This is a genomic window from Photobacterium sp. OFAV2-7, from assembly GCF_022347985.1.
In the GTDB taxonomy this organism is placed as follows: domain Bacteria; phylum Pseudomonadota; class Gammaproteobacteria; order Enterobacterales; family Vibrionaceae; genus Photobacterium.
Map to the genome: position 1 here is coordinate 1 of NZ_JAKRFQ010000377.1, position 4,680 is coordinate 4,680.

Genomic DNA, 4,680 nt, shown 5'->3' on the forward strand with positions numbered 1-4,680 from the left:
CCGGAAGCAACTCGAACAGATCGCCGACCAGACCATAATCGGCGATTTGAAAAATCGGGGCGTCGGGATCGTTGTTGATTGCTACTATCACCTTCGAGTCTTTCATTCCGGCAAGGTGTTGTATAGCTCCGGAAATGCCCACGGCTATGTATAGCTCAGGGGCGACAATTTTCCCCGTCTGGCCAACTTGCAGATCATTGGAGACAAAACCGGCATCAACCGCTGCACGCGAAGCACCGATTGCCCCGCCTAATTTATCTGCCAGCTTTTCAACCAGGGCAAAACTATCGCTATTTCCGAGCCCCCGTCCACCGGATACCACCACTCGTGCAGCAGCCAATTCAGGACGCTCACTTTCTACCGCTTGCCTGCTAACAAACTGCGCCATGTCATTGGCGATGACAATATCGAGTTCGGACACCGGAGCGGATTGTTCCGGTTGAATTTCTGCAAGATCAAATGCGGCACTGCGAATAGTGATCACCTTGATAGGATCATTGGATCTTACTTCGGCCAGAGCATTACCGGCATATACCGGGCGGATCACTGTATCTTCGCTTTTGATCTGAATAACATCAGATAGCTGCCCGACATCAAGCAAGGCGGCTACACGCGGCATCAGATTCTTACCAAACGTTGTAGCCGGCGCAAGAATATGGCTATATTGCTGACCAGCAACTTCAACAACCAAAGCGGACAGATTTTCGGCAAGCTGATGCTCATAGACTGTATTATTCGCCAGTAAAACTTGCTCGACACCAGCTACCTTGCTTACCTCATCAGCCACACTGCGGCAGTTATCACCGGCAACCAGCACCGATACCGAAGATGATAACGCCATCGCTGCATTAATCGTTTTCAGAGTATCTGGCGAGAGAGATAAGTTGTTGTGTTCTGCAATGATTAACGTAGCCATTAGATCACCTTCGCTTCGTTTTTCAGCTTATCCACCAGCTCCGATACCGAAGCAACCCGAACACCGCCTTGCCTTTCCGGCGGCGGCGCTACATTCAGCACTTCCTGGCGCCGAGAAGCATCGACGCTAAAATCGGCGAGCGTTAGTTGCTCCATGGGTTTCTTTTTGGCCTTCATGATATTTGGTAACGATGCGTATCGGGGTTCATTTAGCCGCAAATCGGTACTGATAATGGCTGGAAGCATCAACTGAAGTGACTCCAGGCCGCCATCAACCTCACGGGTTACGGTGACAGTGTCACCATCAATGGTAACGTTAGAGGCAAAGGTACCTTGTGGACGGCCGGTCAGTGCAGATAGCATCTGGGCAACCTGATTATTATCCGAATCGATAGATTGCTTGCCCATCAAAACAAGCCCCGGTTGTTCTTTCTCCATCACTGACTGGAGTACTTTGGCTACCGTCAATGGTTCGAGTCCGGTTTCTGCTTCTATGTGAATTGCGCGATCGGCTCCCAATGCCAATGCTGTTCTGAGTTGCTCCTGACAGCTTGTCTCACCGACTGAAACCACAACAACTTCTTCAACTGTTCCGGCCTCTTTGAGTCTGACTGCCTCTTCCACTGCGATTTCGCAAAAAGGGTTCATAGCCATCTTGACGTTATTGGTTTCAACGCCGGAACCATCATTTTTCACCCTCACTTTTACGTAAGGATCAATCACTCGCTTTATTGCTACCAGTACCTTCACAATGCTTTCCTTTTCAAATAGTCAGAAAAAATTATGAGCTTGGCCAAGTACACTTTGAGCCTAGTTGAATTTACGTTTACGTCAACTGGACTATATTTACCTGTAAGCTGGCAGTTTCAGGAAGGTACGCATGGAAAGAGAGTGCATGGAGTTCGATGTTGTCATCGTTGGTGCTGGCCCTGCAGGTTTATCAGCGGCCTGTCGGATCATGCAACTGGCAGAGGAACAGAATCAATCATTGTCTGTCTGTGTGGTCGAAAAAGGAGCCGAAGTCGGGGCGCATATTTTGTCTGGTGCCATCTTCGAACACAAAGCCCTTGATGAACTTTTTCCTGACTGGGAGCGACTCAATGCTCCACTTCATACGGCCGTATCCGAAGATCACTTCTGCCTGTTAACCAATCAAAGCAATTATCTGAATGTTCCTGAGAACTTTACGCCTAAGCCCATGCTGAATGACGGCAACTTTGTCATTAGTCTGGCCAACTTCTGTCGCTGGCTGGCACAACAAGCCGAAAAAGCCGGTGTCGAAATATTCCCCGGATTTGCAGCCGCTGACATTCTTTACGACCAACAAGGTGCCGTTGCCGGTATCGTCACATCCGATATGGGGCTGGATAAAAACGGAGAGAAAAAATCGACCTTTGAACCCGGGATTGAGCTAAAGGCCAGATATACCATTTTTGCCGAAGGAGCCCGAGGCCATTTGGGCAAGCAGTTGATCAGCAATTTTCAATTGGATTACGACAAACAGCCTCAGCATTATGCGCTGGGCATAAAAGAGCTGTGGGAAGTCCCACCGGAACTTCATCAGCCGGGGCTGGTTATCCACGGTGTCGGTTGGCCACTAAGCCAGTCTGATACCACCGGCGGCAGTTTTCTCTATCACCTCGAAGATAATCAAGTCGCTATTGGGTTGATAGTCGATCTGAATTATCACAACCCGTACCTCAGCCCGTTTGATGAATTTCAGCGAATGAAGCATCACCCGTTGTTCAGCCGTTATCTAAAAGGCGGAAACCGAATCGCCTATGGCGCTCGGGCAATCACCAAAGGTGGACTCCCTTCCCTGCCACGGCAACAGTTTCCCGGCGGGGTATTGGTTGGATGCGATGCCGGTACACTCAACTTTGCCAAAATCAAAGGCAGCCATACTGCCATGAAATCCGGAATGCTGGCTGCCGAAGCCGTTTTTGCTGAAATTAGCCAGGGGCTGCATCAAACAATACCGGGCTATGAGCGCTTGTTCGGTGAATCCTGGCTGTATCAAGAGTTGTATGAATCACGCAACTTTGGCGCGCAAATCCATAAGTTTGGCAATCTTATCGGTGGTGCGCTGGCAACGGTCGAGCATAACTGGCTTAAACACCGATTTTCATGGACAGTTGCTGATGAGAGAGCCGATCACGAATGTCTTCGTCCGAAAGAACAATGCACACCCATTAATTACCCCAAACCGGATGGTATCCTCAGTTTTGATAAGCCGTCTTCGGTCTACCTGTCGGCAACACAACACGAAGAGAACCAACCTTGTCATCTAAAACTCAAGGACCCATCCCTTCCCACAACAACTCACCTATCCCTCTACGATGAGCCCAGTCAGCGCTATTGCCCTGCGGGCGTATATGAGATTGTGACGAGTGAAGGTAAACCCAAGTTTCAGATCAATGCCGCCAACTGTGTGCATTGCAAAACTTGCGACATTAAAGATCCGTCACAGAATATTACCTGGGTCACTCCCGAAGGTGGCGGCGGGCCGAATTATCCGAATATGTAACCCCAGATATAATTTCAGCCAAATCGAAGTGCAAGGCTAGCCCTTGCACTCCGAACGGATCCAGCTCAGGTAATCTGCCAGCCCAGCCGTGATGGGCAGCTGGATAATTTCAGGGGTCTCATAATCATGGTTAGCCAGTATCTCCGCCTCTACCTCTGAGTAAAGTGCAGCCGTTGTCTTGATCATCACCAGCTTTTCCTGATCTTGATTAACCTCGCCCTTCCAGTGGTAATAACTTTCAATCGCCTGCACCTGAACACAAGCGGCCAAACGCTTTTCGATGAGCGAGTGAATGATTTTCTTTCCGATAACCTCATCTGAAAACGTGGTCATCACCATACAGTATTCATGTTCTGCTGCCATGATAGTCTCAATTTATCTGTAATTTTTCCAAGCTAATGTACTAATAATACTATCAAAAAAGGGAGCCATCGGGCTCCCTTAGTTACTGTCAGTTGCTTATTATTATGGACACTTAGAGACCATAATTTGCTGAGGCTGACCATCTGAACTGAACTCCAGACTCCAGACATAACGACCGGCTTCAGGGATCGTAACAGCCGTGTCCTTGCCATAGCCACCACGAGTCAGCACGCCTTTCTCGCCAGCTTTCAGGCTAAGACCGTCAGCAGTAAACTGCGGCGTCCAATCTCGGCTTGCATACTGCATACGATACGCGCCAGCCTTCTCTTCCTTAACCACCTGATAGACATTGCTGCCCTTGTACTGGAAGGCACGCTTCGGCTTGTGCTTCCATCCCGAGTCAGAGAAATCACCGACAACGTATAGCGTTTCGCCAATCGGCCCAGCCTCTTCCACGGTTGGATTGTCACACTGCGCCATAAAGCCTTCACCCGCCAGTGACACGGCCGCTGCAGCCTTCACCTTCACACCGGCAGCAGACGGTGTCTCGATAGATAGGAAACGAGCTTCAAACGCAGTTAAAGGAATATAATACTTGCCATCTTGCATCTTGAAGCGATCGCCAGACATCAAGTCAACCAAGACGCCATCAGAACCGACATCCGCACCGTCCAGAGGGATAATATCTGCTCGGGATGAGGTACTCACCATGTAAAGCAAGGCTTCATTTTCTGCCTGCTTATGGTCAACATACACAGCATCAGTTGCCATCACATTGGTACGCTTACCGCTGGATAGCGCAGGATGGTTAGCACGCATCGTCATCAACTTGGCGACATAGTCACGCAATTCAGCTTCGCGCCCTTTTAGTGACT

The 4,680-nt window shown here is 49.4% G+C and carries 4 protein-coding genes and 1 pseudogene; 1 reads left to right on the forward strand and 4 read right to left on the reverse strand.

Annotated elements, in window-relative coordinates:
- Together MHN01_RS17090 and MHN01_RS17095 are read right to left on the reverse strand one after the other, a co-directional pair.
- Positions 1-916, reverse strand: a 916-nt coding sequence (locus tag MHN01_RS17090) for an electron transfer flavoprotein subunit alpha/FixB family protein (protein ID WP_239412444.1), incomplete at its 3' end; no start/stop codon positions are given.
- On the reverse strand, positions 916-1,665 hold the full coding sequence (locus MHN01_RS17095; protein WP_239412445.1) for an electron transfer flavoprotein subunit beta/FixA family protein: 750 nt from the start codon (positions 1,663-1,665) through the stop codon (positions 916-918). The genes MHN01_RS17090 and MHN01_RS17095, both read right to left, overlap by 1 nt.
- Before the next feature lie 130 nt (positions 1,666-1,795).
- Here MHN01_RS17095 and MHN01_RS17100 point away from each other — a divergent pair, with 130 nt between their 5' ends.
- Positions 1,796-3,442, forward strand: coding sequence for an electron transfer flavoprotein-ubiquinone oxidoreductase (locus MHN01_RS17100; protein ID WP_239412446.1), 1,647 nt, complete (start codon positions 1,796-1,798; stop codon positions 3,440-3,442).
- Positions 3,443-3,478: 36 nt separating this feature from the next.
- Here the strand turns inward: MHN01_RS17100 and cutA are convergent, their stop codons facing one another.
- Together cutA and MHN01_RS17110 are read right to left on the reverse strand one after the other, a co-directional pair.
- Positions 3,479-3,805 (reverse strand): divalent-cation tolerance protein CutA, encoded by a 327-nt coding sequence (cutA, locus tag MHN01_RS17105; protein ID WP_239412447.1) that lies wholly within the window; start codon positions 3,803-3,805, stop codon positions 3,479-3,481.
- A 102-nt stretch (positions 3,806-3,907) separates the two neighbouring features.
- Positions 3,908-4,680, reverse strand: a pseudogene (locus tag MHN01_RS17110) (glycosidase); the annotation flags it as partial.